This window comes from Hyphomicrobium sp. 2TAF46, assembly GCF_052114865.1.
Taxonomy (GTDB): Bacteria; Pseudomonadota; Alphaproteobacteria; order Rhizobiales; family Hyphomicrobiaceae; genus Hyphomicrobium_B.
On the sequence record NZ_JBFRFO010000014.1, the window covers coordinates 15554 to 35288 of the forward strand.

Below are 19735 nucleotides of genomic sequence, written 5' to 3' on the forward strand. Positions count from 1 at the left end.
GTAGGGAGCGCCAAAGTAATTATAATCATCTAATATAACTTGGAAATTTAATGCATTTTGTCCCACTCCGAAAAGGGGAGTGCAAGCCACATACGCACTGGACATTATCGGACGACAGTTGAGAAAGTGCGGCAGGTAGCGTTCACACACGCTACTCATTCCGACAGCCCAAAAACAATCACGGCATCGCCTTGCGGAAATCCCCAGATCTGACTGCCCCCGGCGGCCACAGCGACGTACTCGCGACCATCGATTTGGAATGCAATGGGCGGGGCATTGACGCCGGCGCCGCAATTGAAGCTCCAAAGATGATCGCCGGATTTGGCATCGTAGGCTGAGAAATCGCCATTTCCTTCCCCGCTGAAGACCAATCCGCCTGCTGTTGCGAGCACTCCGCCGATCAGGGGTTGCTCAGTCTTTCGTTGCCAGACGATCTTTCCCGTCTTCGCGACATCGATCGCGGTCAGAGTCCCCCATTGCGGTACTTTTTCTGGTTCGATAGTCGCGAACTCGACGGCGGCTTTCTCGCCGGTCGCAGGGATGACGCCTATCTTATACAGTGAGGGCATGTGCATAGCAGCGACATATGCGATGCCGTTCGTTGCATCGAAGGAAGTCGGCGACCAATTCGCTCCACCACCAACGCCCGGCGCGACCACCAAGCCATCCTCCGTCGCTCGCGCAAAAAGGTTCTGCTGCGGCACGAACGGCTCGGACTTGAACAGCAGCCGTCCGTCACGGCGATCGAGGGTATAATACCATCCGAGCTTGCTTGCGTGTCCGATCGCGGGAACGGATTTGCCGTCGACGGTCGCATCAAACAAAACGGGCGGGCTCGCGACGTCATAACCCCATACATCGTGCGGCACGAGCTGGTAATGCCAGACCCGCTTGCCGGTATGAACATCGAGGGCGACCAAAGATACGGTGTACAAATTATCGCCTGGGCGCGTTTCACCGCTTGCTTGTGGCGAGGGATTGCCAACTCCGATGTAGATTAGGCCGAGGGCGGGATCATAAGCGGGTGTCGGCCAGCTGCTGCCGCCGCCATAGCGCCAGGCGTCGGAGAACTTAGTCGCCGCTGCTCGTTCGGCATCGATATCGCGATGAAGCGGTACGCCGTCTGGCGTGGTCGAAGCGTATTGACCCTCCCAACCGGCTTGCGTGGTATCGAATTGCCAGACGCGCTTTCCGGTCTTGATGTCGAAGGCGGCAATGAAACCTGGCCTGCCGAAGCGGCCAGAAACGCCGACGACCGTGCCGAGCGGAGATCCCGGCCGATTGCTGTCGAGGTGTAGGCCGTAGCCTACGCCATTGATGCCGGCGATGACGAGGTCGCCGACGACGAGGGGCGCTGCGGCGGACCCAACTCCAGTCTGTCCTTGAACGTTCGCCTTCAGGCGCACGTCGTCGGCTCCGAGCGATGAGGTCTTGTCCTCGCTCTTGCCTCCAGCGTCCGGAGCAGCGGAATCGACAAGGGCCACATCCCATCGAACCTTTCCAGACGAAGCGTCGAGCGCGACGAGGTGGGCATCGACCGTCGCAACGAGTACGGCGCCGTCACCGAGCGCTGCGCCGCGATTGGCGGGACCGCAACAGAGTTTGTATCCGGGGGCAAGCTTGTGGTCGTATCGCCATATCTCCCGTCCGGTTCGCGCGTCCAATGCCGCCACGTTGGAAAATGGCGTGGTGACATACATCACTCCGTCGGCGACGAGAGGCGTAGTCTGGAAGGTGCCTGCAATCCCAGTCTGATAGATCCATTTGGGAACAAGTTTTTTGACGTTGGCCGGTGTGATCTGGGCAAGCGGCGAAAAGCGTTGGTTTGCGTAATCGCGTCCAGGAAGGATCCAGTTCTCATTGTCAGTAGTCGCCGCTTGCAAGCGCGCGGCTGTGACCGTCTCGGCGAAGCCATTTCCAGTTAGGACGACGACGCCGACAAGAGCACCAAGCCAGGCAATCATGCGTTTCGGAAAAGTCATCTTATGCCTCCAGGCGCCATACTCGACGAAGCGGGCTTAGCGATATAGGTCTTGAGTTGGCAACACGGCATTTGTCCAGTCCGTGTTGTCGGGAAGTGCCGATGATAAATCTGTCCCGAGAAGGCTAGCACCTCGGAAGCTCGCTTTTGACAGGTCGGCGCTTCGCAAATTCGCGCCATCCAGTTTGGCGTCTGAAAAGTTGGCAAAGCTCAAATCGGCGCGCTCAAGGATAGCGGCCGTTAAGTCCGCATTCGCAAAAATTGCTCCGCGCAACGTTGGTCCGGTGATGATTCCCTGGTTGTCCCTCGGGTTCAGGGCGCCGAAGCGTGCGCCAACAAGATGCGCGCCACTGGAATCTGTGTAGTCGAGTATCCCCTCGAGCCAGGCGCTCTCAAGATTTGCGCCTCGGAAGGACGGGGATTCGGCAGCGACAGGCGACATGTCGGAGAAGATCGAGGGCCTGCGGATGCGAGCCGACCGCAGATTTGCGTTTGAGAAATCGGTCTTGGTGAGCGTCGCGCGATCGAGAATAGCGCCTTCGAGATCGCAACCGGCAAGATTCGCGCCGGAGAGATCGGTTCCGAAAAGTATAGCGCCCTTTAGTTTTGCGTGTTTGAAATCGACGCCCGCCAGGTCAAGGTTCGACAGATCTTTGGCTGAAAAGTCTACAGGCTTCTGGATAGTCGATGCGAACAAGCGGGACACGACGTCTCGCGTCGCATAATCAGCCGCAAGGGCTGGTTCACACGCGCTCCAAAGCGCAATTATCAACGCGATCGCTCTCATTCGTTCCATGCCGAGTTGAAATTCAGTTCCCGGCGCCGGTGCATGCAGGCGCTGGGGGGCGTTTGAGGGAAGGTGCGGAATCAAGGCTTAGCCTTGAGGGGCTGGCAGGAGGTAATTTTGCACGAGGTAGTTGATGCCTCGCACCCAGGCCTCATCCGTGTTGTTGCGGAGGTCGACGCTATGGATGAAAGTGACGCGCTGTTTGGAAACGTCGGCCATATAGACGTTGATGTTCAGGATCAGATTCGAGATCTTCTGCACTCGGATCCAAGCGACATGGTCGACGTTGAGATCGCGGCCGTAATCATATTCGCACCCACCGCACGCGCCCACGAGCTGTCCCGCATCGATCTTCTGCTGCTCCGAGGCTGGAACGGACACGAACGTATACTTGCCGGACGCTTCAAGCTGCTTTTTGAAGGCGTCGGAAACAGCCTTCATCCGGTTCCTCTCCGCGTCCGAGGTCGGCTCGTATCCTTCATTGTCGTTTTGCAGGTGGACGCCCAGTAGGGCGATACGTTGCGGATCGGCATGGGCCGGAGCTGTGACCATCCAGGCAGCCGCGAAAAGACACGCAGCAAGAGCGGTGGCAGTTCGTGCAGCATGCTTAATCCATACAGTCGATGTGCCGACAATTGGCATCGAGACGTTGCGCATGAGATCGACCTTTTTCCTTTCGATTTCGGCTGGTTTCGGGCCAAAATGTCTCTCGGATATTTGATGACATTTACCGGAGGGAACAACGGCGGATCCCACGGAGGTCCCTGGGCATTTCACACGATCTTCGTTGGGCCTTCTTCACAGCTGGACCACGTTGTTTTAACCGTCTTCCTTGCGAAAGGAGCGTGCCTGCATGGATCTCAAATGGCTCTTAGTGCGCCGCATCGTGCTGGTCGCTATAGCTTGCTTCGTGTTCGGCTCGGCATTTTCGATTTATCGAACCGCGATCGACGTGCAGCGACAGAACAATCAACTCGCGGAATCCGTTGGCCGCCAGCTTGATCTTCAGCTCGTGCGTATTCAAACGGCGCTCGACATTGCAAAGAGGTTTCCTGACTGGGACCTAGTGACGACTTATGCGCTCCAGCCCGGACAATGCGTTCAGCTCTTCGACGCGAAGGGGGCGGTGCTGAGATCCAGTTGCGAAGGTGTCAACAACGCCGCAGTATCCGCGCCCGAATGGTTTATCGCGGCCTACAAGTATTTTTTGAATGCCGAAGCTTCGGCCTCTCGCCCTCTTCAGTATCGGGGCGAGCCGCACGGCATGGTCGTCGCGAGTTCGGACCCCGTCGCTACAGCGGCTCAGGCTTGGACCACGATTTCGCCGATGCTGGGGTTATCCGCATTTCTCATCGCCACGCTCTGCGTGGTGACATACTGGGTAATAGACCGCGCGCTGGCACCCACGAAAGACATCCTCGCCGGGTTAAACCGATTGGCGCAAGGCGACCTCGAGTGCAGGTTGCCGGCCTTCCATCTCGCCGAACTCAATCGTATCAGCGAAGTGTTCAACGCACTTTCTCGTGATCTCTCCAAGGCAACGGCAGATCGTGCGGAACTGGCACGCAAGCTCGTGGATGCGCAGGAACAGGAAAGATTGCACATCGCGCGTGAACTTCACGATGACGTCGCTCAACAGCTCAGCGGCATCAACGCCGTCGCCGCATGCGTGCGCAGAAAGGTCAATCGCAACGACGTCACGGCAGCTCAGGACGCAAGCGAACTCGAGGGCATGACTTCGGAACTGATAGTCTCGCTCCGCAAGACCCTTGCTTACCTTCGCCCCTCGGAGATCGATGACCTGGGCCTCATCCAAAGCCTTCGCAGTTTAGTGGAAAAGCACAACATTCTCGCGCATGGCGCCACGCACTTTTCGCTCGATACGAGTGGCGATCTGGCGGATTTGAGCAAGGAAGCCAGCGCCCATGTCTATCGCATCGTCCAGGAAGCGCTGACCAACGCCGCGAAACACGCCCAGGCTCACAATGTCGAAGTTAAACTCAACAAATATCGAGAGAAAGGCGCTGACAGAATCGAACTCGCGGTTGATGACGATGGCTGCGGAATGACAACGCAAGACAAAAGCGCGATGAGCGGCTGGGGTATGATCGGCATGCGCGAGCGCGTTCTCGCGTTGAGCGGCCGATTTGCCGCCGGGCCCAATCCGGCAGGTGGCTTTGGTCTTCATATCGAATTTTCGGCTCAACCCGGACAGTGACGATGCAGAAAATCCGAGTTCTTCTCGTCGACGACCACGCTGTAGTCCGGCAAGGATATCGTAGGCTGATCGAAAGTCAGGATGAAATCGAGGTGGTGGGTGAGGCCAGCGACGCCGGTTCGGCCTATCATTCGTACAAAAATCTTACGCCCGATGTGACCGTTGTCGATATCTCCATGCCGGGAAGGGGAGGGATAGACCTTGTACGGCAATTACGGCTCTATGACCCTGAAGCACGGATCCTGATGTTCACGATGCACGCGAACGCATCGTACGCCGAACAGGCCTTCAAGGCCGGCGCGCAGGGATATGTGACCAAGAGCAGCCCGCCCGAGGAGCTCATCGGCGCGATCAAGACGGTGTATTCGGGACGGCCAGCCCTTTGCGCGGAGATCAACAGTGCCATCGCAGCCAACAGATTGTTCCATGAGGAGTCGGCATTGGAATCGCTCTCGCCGCGCGAATTCGAGATTTTGCGCATGATCCTCGATGAGAAGACGACCGAGGAAATTGCGGAAGCCTTCAGCCTCAGTCCGAAGACCGTTGCCAACTACCATTACGCCATCAAGTCGAAGCTTGGTGTTCGTAACGACATCGAGCTTGTTTTTTATTGCCTCAAGCAGGGTCTTGCGACGCCACCTGTCGCGTTAAATTAGTCGGACCTCTGGACACCCACTATACCTTTCTCATATAGTTGCATTATGCAACTATATGAGAAGATGATGACTGTTCAACCCGACATAATCGCGACGATCCGTTCCGCGTCGCGCCAACTGGTGCGCGAACTCGGTTTTATGGGCGGCAGTTTTGCCGGAACGGATCTCTCTCCTTCGTCCGTCCATGCGCTAATCGAGATTGACGCCGTTCCCGGGGTGACGGCAAGCGCGCTTGGCGAGGTCCTTCGGCTTGAGAAGTCCAGCGTTAGCCGGATGCTTCAAAAGCTAAAGAACTCTAGCTACATCATCGAACGCGAAGACAAGGATGACAGCCGCGCGAAGAAGCTACAACTCTCAGCCGCCGGCAAAAAGCTGGTCGCGGAGATTCATGCCTTCGCGAACCGACAAGTCGCAGATGCGATCAAAAAGCTGCCACCGGGCGAGGATCATAAGGTAGCCGAGGGTCTTCGGCTTTATGCCGAGGCCTTGGCACCGAAGGGGAAGCCTTTTGCCTCGTCCGCGACCGCGATCGTGCAGGGATATCAGCCGGGCATCATCGCGAAGATTACGGATATGCATACGCGTTACTATTCGCGTACGTCGGGCTTCGGGCAGCGGTTCGAGTCAGTCATTGCAGGAGGCCTAGCCTCCTTTTGCGACCGCCTTGAAAATCCACGTAACGAGATTTGGAGTGCGAAGCAGGGAGACAAGGTGGTTGGTTCCATCGCCATCGACGGAGAAGATCTAGGCGAGAATATCGCCCATCTGCGATGGTTTATCGTCGATGATGCCGCGCGCGGAGGCGGCGTCGGTCGCAAGCTTTTGACCAATGCCTTGGCTTTTGCGGATTCACACCGGTTCTCGAAAACGCACCTTTGGACCTTTAACGGCCTGTCGGCCGCGCGCCATCTTTATGAGACGCATGGGTTCGCTTGCGCGGAGGAACGGCCCGGAACTCAATGGGGGAAGAAAGTTCTTGAGCAGCGATTTGTAAGGCCGGGCGTTCGGTAGGGCCCTTTGCGTGACCGCAGGCGAGGACCTAAGCGATTGTATGTTTTTCGGCGGCTCGCGAAGATCTCTTCGTCTCTCTCCCGACGCCCCGTTTAGAGTAGGGAGCGCCAGTCACTTTTCCCCATTTGATTTTGTTAGGTTTTTTCGCCGATTTGTCCCACCGTCGAGAACGGCGCATGAAAGTGGGACACTCTTGTCAGTATTGACCCCTTCGAGCAACTTCCCCTTTCCGATCGCTGCCATGCGCTTGCGCTCAGCCGCTCGAGTGTAGCGATCAGCCCGATCGCAATGCGTTCGGCCAGATCAACCGTCGGAACACTGCGGCCGGCTGCAATTTGATTCAGCATCGCTCTGCTGACGCCGGAAGCCTCTGCCAGTTTCTCGAGAAAAAGCTTCTGCTCTCGACACACCCGCGCAAGGTTGAGGGGCAAGACGTCGGATTCTTCGGGCTCCTTGCCCTTCAACCGAATAGCCAATCGGATATATAGATCGATTGCTGCTCTGCAGCCAATCAGAAAGCCGGGAGGGAACATCATGCCATTGGATTCATCGATCCCCAGCCACTTGCGCTGCCCCAGAACGAGGACGCGGCAAGTCAGCGACAAGTGGAATCCGCCAGTGCCTGCCTATTCATCGCGGCCGGCGGCGTCCATCGAAAGTATCGTCATGTCTTACTTCGGTGTCCAATCGAAGGGCGACGAGAATAAAGGACACGCCTGCGCGGCTTTCCAGAAGATACTAGAGAGCTTCAAACTTCCCGACGGACCGGCTCGCCATGATCTCGTGCAGTTCGTCGATGCCGAGGGTTATCTAAACCTTATCGCGGTCGGCTACTGGATAGATCCGGCGCAATTTGAGAAGTGGCACGAAAGCAGAGCCGTCAAAGAGTGGTGGGCATCCGATGACCGCTTGCACGAAGGGGTTGGGTACTTCCGCGAAATATTGCGTCCTCGGATGGAGCAGTTCGAAACGATTTTCACTCACGAACACGGACCATTCGAAGGCGTCAGCATTCTCTTTCCCGAAATGAGCGGCCCGATCATTGAACATGGCTACTGGGGTTCGATGCGCGATAGGCTTCCTCTATCCCAGACCAGCGTCATGGATGCGGAGGGAGAATTGTCTTTGCAGGTGGGGTCCCCCGCTCTCGGAGGCCGCGTGATTATCAATGGCCACGACAATCTCACCCTCATCCGTTCGGGCGAGGACTGGAGCACGACCGAGGGCGAAGAACGCCGCACTTGGTATAACGACATCGAGCCCGTTCTACACGAAGGCATGAATTATCTGCGCGATGATGGACTGGAGGTCGGCTGCTATTGCAATCGATACCTCCATCACATGGATGAGAATGGAAACGTCCAAGAAAAAGGTTTCGGCTATAGCCTTTGGCGATCACTGTCTGCTCTCGAGACGTGGGGAGCGTCGCACTATACCCACCTTCAGATTTTCGTGACCTTCAATCGTCTCGCCAAGAAGTTCCAAAATCTCACGCTGTATCATGAGGTATCCGTCTTCGATGCGGCCAACCAATATTACGAATACATCAACTGCCATCCGAAGACTGGCTTGCTACGGGCGGTGAAATCATAGATTCCGTACCGTTCGGTCTTTCATTGCTTTGGTCGAGGAGCATCATCAACGGGCGCTTCTCGACCGGCAATGGCCGTTCGACGTCATATCGTCAAACGCGACTGCTTTTCGGGGCGGAGCGTTACGCTGGCCTGTTGCCAACCAATGGGGATGCCAGGGCTCAGGTCATTGCATGGATGTTTGCTGCGGTTGACACGGTCAAGGCGCCGATCGTTGAACGCGAAGCGGCTTTGCTCCTGGAGAACGACAAACCCTGGCAATCGCAGCGCCTTCCAGTCCTTGAGGAGCGCATCCGCGTACGGCTCGGCGAACTTTCTAGTCACCTCGGTGATTCCAGCTGGCTGGCCGGTGAATTCAGTGCCGCTGACATTATGATGGTGACGTTGCTGCGTAGATTGAGCAGCTCTGGCCTTCTACAAGAATACGCGAACCTCTCCGGCTATGTCTCTCGAGGCGAAGCGCCTCGCTTTCAAACGCGCTTTCGAGGCACAACTTGCAGTTTTCAATCGTAAGCCATCAGCCGGTTGATAAGGTTCTGCTTCGGCTCAATTGCAATCCCAATCGCTCAAGCTGAGCGTCGGACAGAAGCGCCACTCGGGAGGGCGACGATCGGCCCCACAAATAATCACATAAGTAATTTCTATTTGAGGTATCGATATAGTCGTGCAAATATATCGATCACTGTGACGCCGGGGGGCGTCGAGTGTCTTTGGGGGAAGTCGTGTCGGAGTACCTGTCCGCCGCTGCTCAAGCGGCTGTGCGCCCTTATCCTGCGCAAGATCAGCATAGGAACGGTAGCAAAAGCACTGCTGCTTGGTGGCCGCGTTGCCGTCATGAGCGCGATCTTTTCGAAGATCGTCGCCTGCTGAACGCACAACAGATCCGCTGATCTTCAACACTTAAGGCCGCGCTGCGGGCTTCTAAGTGAAGTCACCGCGGCTGCGCGCGACAGAGAAACCATCAAGAAAAAAGCACTGCGGTTCCGGCGCGGCGTCGTCGGATTTGACCGTGCGAATATGGAGAGAGCTTACAATGATAAAGAAGAAACTTGCGCTGAGCAGTACGTTACTGTTAGCGCCGATCGCGGCTCTCGCCCAAGAGGCGAACTCGGGTGACGCTACAAAACCTCTTCCCCCCGTCACGGTGCTCTCCGATAAAAATGCAGAGCCGACGCCGAAGGTCGCGAAGAAAAAGAATGTCCCTAAGAAAGCCAAGGCGACCGATACATCAAATCAGGCATCCAGCGGCGTAGATTTGTCGCTCGGCGACGCAAATGGACCGGGTCCAGATAGCCAGGGCGTCATGTCGCCATCCGTGACAGCGCAGACCATTGGCGGCGTGATCGTCAGCGATCCGACGCTCGGTCGCGTCAGCAGCGTAAGCCGCGAGGGCCTCAACATTCTCGGTGGCGGAGCGCAAACCAGCTTCTATCAGGCTGCAGACGTTATTCCGTCGATCAACTATGAAAGCCCTGATCCTTTTGGTCTAAGCAATACGCGCAATATCAATATCGCGGGCAAAGGCGACTTTCATCTCTCGAGGAACATCAACGGTCTCCCGATCATGGGGATCGTCGGAGGCGCTGATCTCTACGATCTCGAAAACATCGCTCGTCTCGATGTTTACAGAGGGCCGATTCCAGCCGACAGGAGCCTAGGCGTTTCAAATGCCTCGGGTGTAATCGATCAGATCATTCTCGGCCCTCAGGATAAGGCCTCCGCCTTCGCCGAACAGAGCTTCGGGTCGTGGAACTTCAATAAAACATTCGCACGCATCGACACAGGATTGCTCAGTACGGGAACGCAATTCTTCATATCCGGTTCGACCGCCAGCGCCGACAAATGGTCGGGCGCGGGAGATGAATCGCGTGACAACTTTGCCGTTGGGATAAGCCAAAGGGTCAATGAGGACCTCAAGGTCGATGTAAGCGCGGTCTACAGCAAATTCGACGGCAATCCCTACAAGGCTCTGACGTATCAGCAGACTTTGAATCTCAAGAAAAACTACGATCTGGACTACGATAAGAAGCTGGATATGACCAATCCGGCAAACTACTACAAGCTCAATCGCGTGAGCTCAGAGGATTTCGCGGTTTTCGCGAATGTCGATTACCGGCTTGCCGAAGGTCAGCACCTCGTTTTCAAGCCCTACTACTGGAACAACGATGGCGAGCAATGGTCTGCCGCCGGCAAGATGACCCAGATCTGGAGACAGGAGAACGATAATCTCGGTGGGGTGCTGGAATACAATGGACATTTTGCTACCGGGACGGATGTAGCGGTAGGTTACTGGTGGCAGTCATTGGCGCCGCCGCCGCCGCCGACCGATCAACGTCGTTTCAACATCACTTCGGCGGGCGAGCTCACGTTCGCGAACTGGAATACGATCGCGAAGATCGACAACTTCGTCATCAACAGCCCCTACGCTCAAGTTACACAGTCGCTCGGAAGCGTCACGGTGACGGGAGGCGTGCGCTATATGAATCTCGGCGCACCGGAGATGCGCTATTACATGACGGCGGGCGTCCCCAATGGCACGCTGGATGAAGCGTTGGCCTATCCCGGTCTGAAGGCATACGGCGATGCGCTCGTAGCCGCGCAGGACTACAACGAGTTCTTGCCGAACTTCGGTGTCACGAAGGATTTTGGCGGCGGATGGAGCGCGAATTTCGCCTACGGACGCAACTTCGGGCGGCCGGACTGGGGACCGCAGGCAAGCAACTACATAAGCAACCGCACGACATTTCAATCGAAGGGTATCGATCTACAGGACCTCGTCGACAACGTCAGGCCAGAAATTGCCGATCAATTCTCGGCTCAGCTCAGGTATAGCAGCAATGGGCTGACGGTCGTTCCAGGTGTCTTCTACGCACTGCACGATCACAAACAGGTCAAGATCAACGATCCTGCCATCAACAATCTTGCCTATTACGTGGGAACCGGCTCAAGCACCGAGTACGGGGCAGAACTGCAGGCATCTTATAACTTCGGATCGCAACTCTTCGCGTTTGGGTCGGCGACACTTTCGTCCGAAACCTTTGATGGTGACACACAGACACTGAGCGGCGGGGTTCCGATTTCGACGAAGGGCAAGCAAATTCCAAATACGCCGCAAGCCATGTTTAAGGCGGGCGTGACCTATACTTGGAATGACTTCGCGTTCACGCCTGTCGTTCGTTTCATCGGCGAACGATACGGCGATGCCCAGAACCTCAACAAAGTCTCTGGCTACACCGTCTCTGATTTCACAGTCGCCTATAACGTCAGAGAGAAATTCGGTTTGCAGGAAGCAACGCTCAAATTCGGTGTCGTGAACTTGTTCGATAAGCAATACATTTCGCAAATATCGCCGAACGATACCGACTTGAGTTCGGACGCACAGTATTACGTCGGTGCACCTCGGACATTTATCGGGACCGTCGCGGTAAAATTCTGAGGATCGGCGTCGGGGATGCCTGCGGGCATCCCCGTTTCTTCACGCTCAACGAGAGCGACAAACCTCTGCCGATATCCGGATGTACTTCATGCTCGCTCGACGGACAGGAATTCAGAATTTAGCGTCGCTATGGTTTGCGATTTGTCTCGCGGCAATTGTCGGCAGTTCGCCGGTTTTTGCAGAGCGTGTCGTCACAGATATGGCGGGGCGCACTGTTAAAGTGCCGGACAAAGTCACGCGCGTTGGCACGATTGGACCGGTGCCTGTCCTGAACAGCTTCGTATTCGCACTGGGCGAAGCGGGATCGATCGTCAATAATCTACCGCCCAATCTTGGGGGCTCCCGCTGGCGTTTTCAGTATGTCGTTGCACCGAGCCTCGCAAAGGGACCCGTCATTCAAACTGGCCAGGGCCCGAATATCGAGGGCGTGATCACGGCCTCTCCGGATGTCGTGCTGACGATGGATCGAACAACAATCGATCTGCTTGCCCGCACCCATATTCCGGCGCTGTATCTGTCCTGGCAAAAGCCAAGTGACGTCAAAACCGTGATGCACCTTCTCGGTGAGCTCTATAACAAGGAAGAGGCGGCCGAGGCTTACAGCCGGTACTTCGATAGAACCATCGAAAGAGTCGGCGCTCGCGTCGACACACTGCGCGCCGATCAGCGGCCGCGAGTTCTTTACGCCGACCTCAGGCGTATGACGCAGCCTCACAAAATCGCTGAATGGTGGATTGCAAAGGCGGGCGGGCGAAGCGTTACCGACGACGGCCGAATTGGGGAAGCCTTCAATTTCTCTATCGAGCAAGTACTCGCGTGGGATCCGGAGGTGATCGTCGTCACTGCCGAGCCCGAGATTGCGGACGCCTATAACGATGCAAGGCTTGCCAACGTTTCAGCGATAAAGAACAAGCGCGTCTATGCGATTCCGATGGGTGTCCACGTGTGGGGAAATCGCACCGTCGAACAGCCGCTTACCGTCCTTTGGGCGGCGAAAGTGTTTCAACCCGAGCTCTTTGCCGATATTGCGATCGAGGATGAAGTTCGTTCGTTTTACGCAACGTTTTTCAAAACGGACATCAGTCGCGAAGATGTGAGTACGATCCTCGCGGGCAGAGCAGGTGCATCTAGATGAAGCCGTCGTGGCGGGACGTCAGTGACGTTTGCCAGTAGTGCGACGGACTGAGGGGCCGATGGGCGAGGGCAGAAATATCAGTCGCAACTCCGATCGCGACGAACGAACTTCATCTGAGATTCCCCGACAGACCACGCCTCGGTTTCGCATTGGGCTTTCCGGTTGTGCTGGAGGTCTGGAGGCAATTTCTTCGTCCGGGTTGCTCGCTCTTGCCGAAAAGGCAGAGGCACTTGGTTTCGACGGGCTCTGGCTCAACGAGGAGCATTTTCAGGGCAGCATCGTCGAGGTTGAAGGCCGGCGCTGTCATTCTCCGCTCATTCTCGCATCCGCAATTCTCGCGCGTACGCGCCGGTTGCGAGTAGGCTTCTCCGTTCTATTGCTCGCGCTTCACCATCCCGTGCGTCTTGCCGAAGAGATCGCGACGCTTGACGTGCTCTCGGACGGCCGCGTTGATTTCGGCATCTCGCGCGGCGGCAATGCCAGGTATCTCGAAGTTTACGGCATCGAACCCGAGACCGTGAACGAGCGATTTCAATCGACATTGCAGTTTTTGCTCGGTGCTTGGCAGGACCAAAAGATGCCATTCGGCGAAAATGGCTATTCCATCGAGCCAAAGCCTATCCAAAAGCCTCATCCCCCCATTTTCATCGGAACCTATTCCGACGAAACCGCCGCTTGGGCGGCACGAGAAGGCCATGCACTCATCTGTCACGGCATCACAAACATGACGAACCAGCGTCGCCTTATGCGCGCTTTCAAAGATGCCGGCGGCGATGTCCAACAAGTACCCTTTGGCCGATTTGTCTATGTCAGCGAGACTGACGCGAGCGCGCGAGAAGAGCTATGGCCAACCGTTCTCAAACTCTCCGCGCGGCTTAAGGGAATCGGTCTCTTTAATCGTAGGGGGATCGTATCGGAGGACGAGCTTGATCCCGAGGTTTTTTACCGCGAGATGGTGATCGCGGGGGGCCCGGAAAGCTGTGCTCGTCGAATCGTAGAGCTTAACGAAGAACTCGGCATAACCTACCTCAACGCCCTCAGCGCATTTTTTGGTTTCTTGCCGTTGGAGCTTCTCGATCGCTCACTCACTCTCCTCAGCCGCGAAGTTCGGCCGCGCGTGGAAACGGCGCTTACGGCCAGGACCGCAACATGAACCGTGAGAGTGCAGTTACGCCGATGTTTCTGCTCGGGTTGGTTTTGCTTGGTGCGATGTCGCTATCGCTGACCCTCGGACGATACCCGCTCGGCATTGTGGACATCAGCGAGTATTTCCAAGCTGCTCTTGGGCTTCGTCAGATTGAGCCAGATCGCTTCGCGCTCTTGCACAATATCATTGTCGAGATCCGGCTTCCGCGCATCATGGCTGCAGCATTGATCGGGGCGGCGCTCGCGGTTTCGGGCGCCGCGTTTCAAGCGATATTTCGCAACCCTCTCGTTTCGCCTGGTATCCTCGGGGTGCTCGGAGGCGCAGGGTTCGGAGCTGCGATCGGCTTATTGATCTCTGGTCATTGGATCATGGTGCAACTGCTGGCCTTCGTGATGGCGCTGCTCGCCGTTGCGCTCGGCGTTCTCATAGCCAATCTTTTCGGGCGCGGTACAATGGTGACGCTCATTCTCGGCGGGATCATCAGCGGCGCTTTGTTCACGGCGCTGTTATCGATCATAAAATATACCGCCGACCCATACGATCAATTGCCGGCCATCGTTTACTGGCTGATGGGAAGTCTACAGTCGGTCGAACTGAAGCAAATTTCGATCGTTGTCGTACCGATCCTCGGCGGTATCGTGGGCTTGACATTGTGCGGCCGCGCGCTCGACGCACTGTCGATGGGCGACGATGAAGCGCGATCGCTCGGGGTTCCGGTTACGGCAGTTCGTTACGGCGTGATTTTCGCGGCGACGCTCATTTCAGCGCTGTCGGTATCGATCGCGGGAATCATCGGTTGGGTCGGGCTGATGGTGCCGAACTTCGCGCGATTGCTTTTTGGTCCGGCCAATGCTCGGTTGCTACCCTTGAGCGCGATACTGGGAGCGTTGTTTCTTCTCAGCGCCGACTGTCTTGCTCGCGCCCTGACGCCTGCTGAAATTCCCATCGGCATCGTGACGGAGTTGCTCGGCATCCCGGCGTTCATTCTGGTGCTGGGGCGAACGCGCCGCGCTTGGCTATAACGGCTCTGGAAGAAGAAGCGCATGGAAACGCAGCACGAGATGCGATCCGGAAAGCTGCTGGGCGCCCGTCTTGAGGCGCGAGATCTTTATTTTCGAATTGCACGGTGCGACATTCTTAAGGGCGTAAGCCTCGTTCTCAGACCCGGTGAAGTCGTGTCTCTACTCGGCGCCAACGGGGCTGGCAAAACCACGCTGCTGCGGCTGCTGTTGGGGCTAGCGTCTCCTGCGCGGGGAGAGGTCCTTATTGGGGGAAGCCCACTGACTTCGCTCTCTCACCGGCAAATTGCGACACAGGTTGCTTACGTGCCGCAAGTTCACATGACGCCATTTCCCTATACGGTTCGCGAAGTCGTGACCATGGGACGGCTCACGCGAATGGGTTTATTGGGCAGTCCTTCGGAGCTTGATCGCGATGTCGTTCGACGCGTGCTCGAGAAACTTAAAATTCCGCATCTTGCCGACCGCATTTATAGCGAGATCTCGGGAGGAGAACGCCAGCTCGTGCTCATAGCGCGTTCGCTCGCCCAAGAGACTTCAACGCTAATTCTCGATGAGCCGCTGGCGAGTCTGGACTTCGGCTATCAAAGCGTGCTCGCCCGGCACTTGAAACAGCTGGCCGACGACGGTTACTCGATTTTGATGACGGGCCACGATCCGCAGTTCGCATATCAAGCATCAAATCGCATCGCGCTGATTATCGAGGGGCGTGTCGAGGAGGAAGGACCACCAAGACAAGTTTTGAACGCCGCCAGCATGCGGAGACTTTACGGAATCGACGTCGAGTGCGTGTCAATAAGCGAAGATCGCGTCGCGTTCTTCCCGCGTGCCGCTGTGTCCGAAGTTCTGCGGTAGGCAGACCAAGCTGCTTTTTCAACCTTGGGCCAGTTGCCGACATCGGTCGAAGTTCCACTGTAGAGCGTCCTAATTGAGTTCCGCATACCCCCAAGATTTCAGACGTATGCCTTCTGCCGCTCAAGGCTCACTCGGCAATAAAAAAAGGGCCAATCTCGAACATCTAAATCAATAGCTCTTCAGTGGACGGTTCTCCTCGCGAATTAAGTTGCAATTAAGCTCCGAGGTGTCTTGAGGTGGCTAGCGCTCGAATGCGAGCCTTTGCGAGCGTGGGCGTAGCCACTGATAGGAGGCAACCACGCCCTTTGATTGTCCGAGTCAGATTTTGCCTCCGCGAGCAGTTCGCGTGTGCGCTTCTCGCTTTCTTCCACGACATCGCAGCGGGGAGCAGAGGTCCGGTGGCAGGAACAACCGGGCGTCGCGGGCTTTGAGCTCCAAGCCAGCCCATGCTTGTGCGCGGGCTAGCTTGATTTCGTCTTTCGGATTCACCGGGACGGTGGCAATCGAATAAATCACGATCGTAGTTCTGGCGGGTGTTGCTTTTAGACGATCAGGGCGACTCACTGGCGGCTGCCGCGATCTTGGTCGCGAAGTCGCGATAGGAGTGCAGCGGGCGGCCCAGAATCCCGGTCAGACGCTCGACGTCGCCGACTTCCGGGATCATGCCGTCGCTGACGTAGCGTTCGGCCATCAGGCGCATTTCGTAAGCCATCCATTTCGGCATGAACTTCGCCAGGTTCTGCTCAAACCCGGTGGGGTCGTCGCCACCGTAACCAACCGCGCGCCCCAGGACCTTGGTCCAGATCTCCGCCACGTCCGTACCGGTAAGCGTGTCAGGGCCAACCAGGTTGATGGTTTGCATCGGCAGCTTGCCCGGGGCTTCGTCGCGGCGGATCAGCTCGATCGCGGCGATCTCGGCAATGTCGCGGGCGTCAATCATGGCGATACCCTTGCTGCCGATCGGCATCGGATAGACGCCGTAGTTCAAGATCACGTCCTTGATCATGTGCTCGTTGTCGATGAAGTACGCCGGACGCAGGATCGTGGCGCTCAAACCCATCTGCTCGATCATCCGCTCGCTGCCGGACTTCACTGCGAAGTGCGGCACGTTGACGAAGCGGTCAGCGTGGATCACCGACAGGTAGACGACCCGGTCGACGCCGGACTCGCGGGCCACATTCAGTGCGATCAGCGCCTGAGTAAATTCATCGCCCGCAACCGCATTGAGCAGGAACAGGGTTTTGACACCGGTGAAAGCGGAGCGGAGCTTGTCGATATCAAGCAGGTCACCCTGCACGACCTCAACGTCAGTCGGAAAGTTGGCCTTCGCGGGATTGCGGACGAGGACGCGCACGTCGGCGCCGCGCTTCCCTCACGGCGCGCTGAGCATAACCATCGGGTAGGGCAATTGCGTAACGTGAGGCCCTTGCGGGGTGCCCGATCGGCCAGTGTGGCATGACCGACCGGGCGGGTGCCGCTGCTTCGCCCTGGGGGTTGAGGCGACGGGATTGCTGGCAGCACAGATGTATGACTCAAGCCGCTTGAGTTTTATTCCGCTTGTGGTGATTGGCCTGCGCCACGGGTCCACTAACCAAAAGGCGGCCGGATGACTCAAACGTGGCGCTCCGGCTATGCTTTTGCAATTCCGGGTGGCATCTAACCCTTGGTGTCCTAGCGGTGCGATCTCATCTATTGGGATTGTCCTCGCGGAAAGCCGTCCCCTCCGGGGGCGCGTTCGGTCGCGAGCCCGCTGCCGCGCGGCGTGTTTCATTTGGTCACGATCTTCCATCCAGGGCCTTCTTTTCGGATTCCGACGGCCTCAATAACTGCAACAACTTGGCAATGCCGTTCTCGTCCCCGCCGTAGGCCTTGATGCAGTCCGTCGCCAAGGGTTCGCTGCCAATCGGATTGCTGAAACGCTCGCGGGCGATTCCCGCTGGCAATCGAGCCGAGATGATCGCAAGGGCGGCAATCCGGCTTCCGGACAGCGGTTGCCAGCCACCAATATTCGCGTCCGTTCCGTCCGCGAAGCGCAACCGATAGACGAGCGTGTTGCCCTCCTTCGGCAATACCGGACAACCGGTGATGACAGTCGTCGCATTCGGAATGAGCTTTACGAGACCGCGTGAGAAGGGCAGGATGGGGCGATCCGTTACCGCGCTATCCGTTGCAAAAGAAATGTGAGCCGGGAACATCAAGCCGAGCGCGGCCGTCAGTCCGAGCATGGCGAAGAAAGCAAACCGAAGATCTCGAACGATCCCCGGGCCCAGCCGATCTAGAAACCCGTCAGCGCTAATGGCCCCACGCGTGTGCCGATTGATCATCGCGCGCCAGACCCAATCGGTTACGGCCTTGTTTTTTGCCGGTTCGTGGATGAGGTCGGCCGCCCAGCCGTTGCGAGCGTTTTCGCTTCCACGCCGCCAAGTGATCGAGCCGCACAGCCAGCCGCCTGCAAACAGCATCGCGAATAAAAGGCCCAATGACTCCGCACCAATATCGTTGTCGTAAAGAAGGGCGTTCGCCGATCTCGCTTCATCTCGTCCAGCGACGTCGACATAGCGGGACCAAGTCGCGATCGCAGCCGTCGCCAGCGCAATAGAGAAAAGAACGATCGTGAGGTGCGTAAGGGTGTGAAAGCGCGGCGAGCGACGAGCCCCGATCTCTGCGTGGAATTCGGCGGGAACACCAAGTTGAGCGAGACGAAGGGCAGCGTCAGTTGACATAAATGAAGCGCCCAGATCTAGGGAGCAAGCGGAAGGTCATCGCGGCTGTTCGCATCGTGCGCCCCCAAGGAATAAACCGCATAGGCAAAGCAATTCAAATCGTCGTCAAGCGGGTTCGCCGGTTCAGAGCCGTATATTTCGTCCGTGAACGTCGATTAGTGTTTCATCGTTGCGCGGCCGTTGCTGCACGCTTCGCACGTTACTAAGCAATGTAGAAGGCACTCCGTCCGTCCGATCCCGGGATCATTGGCAACTGAGAAGTTGAAAGACGGACACTCGCCCGATGCCGTTTCTTCGGCTGCGGAGATGTACGGAAGGGACGCATAGGGATTGTCGCCTATTTTGCGCTGTGGGTTCACGCTTTGCTTACGCAATATTACGATTCTTCATCGCTCTCGGGTCAGTGGCTGTCCTTATCAGATCCGAGCTTCTAACCTTATGAGTTGGCTTCGCACAGTGAGCGCGCGAATTTAAGCGAGCTTGGAGAAGCTATGAGAAAACCTATTCTCGCCTGCGTCGCCGCTTCGCTCGATCAAAACTAAGCGTGTTGGAGGCCGACAATGCTTTTCAATGAAGGATTCACATTCCGCAATTTTCTGGTCGATGCTTTCACGATCTTCATGTTCTTTATCTTGATATGGCTGCTGATAACCGTCTTCGCTGATCTGTTTAGCCGTCGGGATATTTCCGGCTTCGCCAAAGTGATATGGACAATCGTGCTCATTGTATTTCCGTACCTCGGCGTCTTCGCTTACATCCTTACGCAGTCCAACGGCATGTACGAACGACGCGTGGAACACGCGCAGCAGGTGCGAGATGATTTACGAAGGACCGTAGGCTTTAGCGTCGCCGATGAGCTTGAAAAGCTCAACCGGTTGAGAGCTGATGGAACGGTTTCAGATCAGGAATACGGGCGCTTGCGGGCCCGTTTGGTAATGTAAGGTCCGACTGGCAGCCTTACGGCACACCTCGATGTCGCTCCCAGCGGGATGTGCCATCAATTGTCTTGCTGTACTGATCATCTGGATGGAGTTGGAAGTCTCATCCTTCCGGAACTTCATCTGGCTCTTGGCGCTCGGATCTGCCTGCCGCTCGAGATACAGCTCCCGATTCCTTGTGCGGCTCTCAGCGAAATGCAGCCGATGGCACGCCTTTCTGGTGATGGGGGCAAACTG

General features: G+C 56.8%; 15 protein-coding genes and 2 pseudogenes. 10 read left to right on the forward strand and 7 right to left on the reverse strand.

Annotated elements, in window-relative coordinates; all coding sequences use genetic code 11:
- Positions 1-155: 155 nt before the first annotated feature.
- From AB4Z24_RS21550 to AB4Z24_RS21560, 3 genes are all read right to left on the reverse strand, one after another.
- Positions 156-1982: a pyrroloquinoline quinone-dependent dehydrogenase gene (locus AB4Z24_RS21550; RefSeq protein ID WP_441711546.1), complete on the reverse strand. Its 1827-nt coding sequence runs from the start codon at positions 1980-1982 to the stop codon at positions 156-158.
- Between the two features lie 36 nt (positions 1983-2018).
- Entirely contained in the window at positions 2019-2687 is a 669-nt protein-coding gene (locus AB4Z24_RS21555; RefSeq protein ID WP_441711548.1) for a pentapeptide repeat-containing protein, read from the reverse strand.
- Between the two features lie 168 nt (positions 2688-2855).
- A complete protein-coding gene (locus tag AB4Z24_RS21560) occupies positions 2856-3425 on the reverse strand; it encodes a DUF3280 domain-containing protein (RefSeq protein ID WP_441711550.1) in 570 nt (189 codons plus the stop codon).
- 196 nt (positions 3426-3621) lie between these two features.
- Between AB4Z24_RS21560 and AB4Z24_RS21565 the strand changes: the two genes are divergently transcribed.
- The 3 genes from AB4Z24_RS21565 to AB4Z24_RS21575 all read left to right on the forward strand — a co-directional run bounded on the left by AB4Z24_RS21565 (position 3622) and on the right by AB4Z24_RS21575 (position 6653).
- On the forward strand, positions 3622-4986 hold the full coding sequence (locus AB4Z24_RS21565) for a histidine kinase (protein WP_441711552.1): 1365 nt from the start codon (positions 3622-3624) through the stop codon (positions 4984-4986).
- Positions 4987-4988: 2 nt separating this feature from the next.
- Positions 4989-5642, forward strand: a complete 654-nt coding sequence (locus AB4Z24_RS21570) for a response regulator (RefSeq protein WP_441711554.1) — start codon at positions 4989-4991, stop codon at positions 5640-5642.
- Between the two features lie 66 nt (positions 5643-5708).
- Positions 5709-6653 carry a bifunctional helix-turn-helix transcriptional regulator/GNAT family N-acetyltransferase gene (locus AB4Z24_RS21575; protein WP_441711556.1) on the forward strand — a complete coding sequence of 315 codons (945 nt, stop codon included), beginning with the start codon at positions 5709-5711 and terminating at the stop codon, positions 6651-6653.
- Positions 6654-6787: 134 nt separating this feature from the next.
- Here the strand turns inward: AB4Z24_RS21575 and AB4Z24_RS21580 are convergent, their stop codons facing one another.
- Positions 6788-7117, reverse strand: a complete 330-nt coding sequence (locus tag AB4Z24_RS21580) for a helix-turn-helix domain-containing protein (protein WP_441711558.1) — start codon at positions 7115-7117, stop codon at positions 6788-6790.
- Between the two features lie 202 nt (positions 7118-7319).
- On the opposite strand from AB4Z24_RS21580, the gene AB4Z24_RS21585 reads away from it, so the two are divergent.
- The 6 genes from AB4Z24_RS21585 (at position 7320) to AB4Z24_RS21610 (ending at position 15837) form a co-directional block, all read left to right on the forward strand.
- A complete protein-coding gene (locus tag AB4Z24_RS21585; RefSeq protein WP_441711560.1) occupies positions 7320-8246 on the forward strand; it encodes a phenylacetaldoxime dehydratase family protein in 927 nt (308 codons plus the stop codon).
- 1032 nt (positions 8247-9278) lie between these two features.
- On the forward strand, positions 9279-11681 hold the full coding sequence (locus AB4Z24_RS21590; RefSeq protein WP_441711561.1) for a TonB-dependent receptor: 2403 nt from the start codon (positions 9279-9281) through the stop codon (positions 11679-11681).
- An 88-nt stretch (positions 11682-11769) separates the two neighbouring features.
- Entirely contained in the window at positions 11770-12816 is a 1047-nt protein-coding gene (locus tag AB4Z24_RS21595) for an ABC transporter substrate-binding protein (protein WP_441711562.1), read from the forward strand.
- A 58-nt stretch (positions 12817-12874) separates the two neighbouring features.
- Entirely contained in the window at positions 12875-13969 is a 1095-nt protein-coding gene (locus AB4Z24_RS21600; RefSeq protein ID WP_441711564.1) for an LLM class flavin-dependent oxidoreductase, read from the forward strand.
- Positions 13966-14985 carry a FecCD family ABC transporter permease gene (locus tag AB4Z24_RS21605; protein WP_441711566.1) on the forward strand — a complete coding sequence of 340 codons (1020 nt, stop codon included), beginning with the start codon at positions 13966-13968 and terminating at the stop codon, positions 14983-14985. The genes AB4Z24_RS21600 and AB4Z24_RS21605 overlap by 4 nt, the downstream gene beginning before the upstream one ends.
- A gap of 21 nt (positions 14986-15006) precedes the next feature.
- Positions 15007-15837: an ABC transporter ATP-binding protein gene (locus AB4Z24_RS21610; protein ID WP_441711568.1), complete on the forward strand. Its 831-nt coding sequence runs from the start codon at positions 15007-15009 to the stop codon at positions 15835-15837.
- Between the two features lie 359 nt (positions 15838-16196).
- Here AB4Z24_RS21610 and AB4Z24_RS21615 read toward each other — a convergent pair.
- The 3 genes and pseudogenes from AB4Z24_RS21615 to AB4Z24_RS21625 all read right to left on the reverse strand — a co-directional run.
- Positions 16197-16353 (reverse strand): annotated as a pseudogene (locus AB4Z24_RS21615) (AtaL-like protein); the annotation flags it as partial.
- A gap of 34 nt (positions 16354-16387) precedes the next feature.
- Positions 16388-17206, reverse strand: a pseudogene (locus tag AB4Z24_RS21620) (SDR family oxidoreductase); the annotation flags it as partial.
- Positions 17207-17612: 406 nt separating this feature from the next.
- Positions 17613-18560 carry a hypothetical protein gene (locus AB4Z24_RS21625; RefSeq protein WP_441711570.1) on the reverse strand — a complete coding sequence of 316 codons (948 nt, stop codon included), beginning with the start codon at positions 18558-18560 and terminating at the stop codon, positions 17613-17615.
- Positions 18561-19120: 560 nt separating this feature from the next.
- On the opposite strand from AB4Z24_RS21625, the gene AB4Z24_RS21630 reads away from it, so the two are divergent.
- Entirely contained in the window at positions 19121-19501 is a 381-nt protein-coding gene (locus AB4Z24_RS21630; RefSeq protein ID WP_441711572.1) for a PLDc N-terminal domain-containing protein, read from the forward strand.
- Positions 19502-19735 lie beyond the last annotated feature (234 nt).

What these genes read in the sequence shown, in the direction of transcription:
- AB4Z24_RS21570 (WP_441711554.1), top strand. Translation starts at nt 4,989, where the DNA reads ATGCAGAAAATCCGAGTTCTTCTCGTCGACGACCACGCTGTAGTCCGG.
- AB4Z24_RS21610 (WP_441711568.1), top strand. Translation starts at nt 15,007, where the DNA reads ATGGAAACGCAGCACGAGATGCGATCCGGAAAGCTGCTGGGCGCCCGT.
- AB4Z24_RS21595 (WP_441711562.1), top strand. Translation starts at nt 11,770, where the DNA reads ATGCTCGCTCGACGGACAGGAATTCAGAATTTAGCGTCGCTATGGTTT.
- AB4Z24_RS21600 (WP_441711564.1), top strand. Translation starts at nt 12,875, where the DNA reads ATGGGCGAGGGCAGAAATATCAGTCGCAACTCCGATCGCGACGAACGA.
- AB4Z24_RS21590 (WP_441711561.1), top strand. Translation starts at nt 9,279, where the DNA reads ATGATAAAGAAGAAACTTGCGCTGAGCAGTACGTTACTGTTAGCGCCG.
- AB4Z24_RS21565 (WP_441711552.1), top strand. Translation starts at nt 3,622, where the DNA reads ATGGATCTCAAATGGCTCTTAGTGCGCCGCATCGTGCTGGTCGCTATA.
- AB4Z24_RS21625 (WP_441711570.1), bottom strand. Translation starts at nt 18,560, where the DNA reads ATGTCAACTGACGCTGCCCTTCGTCTCGCTCAACTTGGTGTTCCCGCC.
- AB4Z24_RS21575 (WP_441711556.1), top strand. Translation starts at nt 5,709, where the DNA reads ATGACTGTTCAACCCGACATAATCGCGACGATCCGTTCCGCGTCGCGC.
- AB4Z24_RS21605 (WP_441711566.1), top strand. Translation starts at nt 13,966, where the DNA reads ATGAACCGTGAGAGTGCAGTTACGCCGATGTTTCTGCTCGGGTTGGTT.
- AB4Z24_RS21585 (WP_441711560.1), top strand. Translation starts at nt 7,320, where the DNA reads ATGTCTTACTTCGGTGTCCAATCGAAGGGCGACGAGAATAAAGGACAC.
- AB4Z24_RS21550 (WP_441711546.1), bottom strand. Translation starts at nt 1,982, where the DNA reads ATGACTTTTCCGAAACGCATGATTGCCTGGCTTGGTGCTCTTGTCGGC.
- AB4Z24_RS21560 (WP_441711550.1), bottom strand. Translation starts at nt 3,425, where the DNA reads ATGCGCAACGTCTCGATGCCAATTGTCGGCACATCGACTGTATGGATT.
- AB4Z24_RS21630 (WP_441711572.1), top strand. Translation starts at nt 19,121, where the DNA reads ATGCTTTTCAATGAAGGATTCACATTCCGCAATTTTCTGGTCGATGCT.